This window comes from uncultured Shewanella sp. (assembly GCF_947497935.1).
GTDB lineage: Bacteria > Pseudomonadota > Gammaproteobacteria > Enterobacterales > Shewanellaceae > Shewanella.
In genome coordinates this window covers 1-220 of the sequence record NZ_CANMIO010000075.1, presented here as the reverse complement: position 1 = coordinate 220, position 220 = coordinate 1, and the positions used below count along the sequence as shown (strand labels likewise).

1 tRNA gene is annotated in these 220 nt (G+C 51.8%); it reads left to right on the top strand.

The window, feature by feature from the left end:
* Positions 1 to 161 precede the first annotated feature (161 nt).
* A tRNA-Arg gene (locus Q1A86_RS21180) sits at positions 162 to 220 on the top strand.

The window sequence follows — 220 nt, the reverse complement described above, 5'->3', positions numbered from 1 at the left end:
GGCCGAAGGCGCTCCCCTGCTAAGGGAGTATGGGCTTTAACTCCCATCGAGGGTTCGAATCCCTCCTTCTCCGCCATCATTCGAGCAAAAAACCGCAACAACGTTGCGGTTTTTTGTCCTCAGAGTGAAAGTGTTGTTTTAAGTTTTATATGAGCGGATGTAGCTCAGCTGGATAGAGTACCTGGCTACGAACCAGGCGGTCGGAGGTTCGAATCCTCCC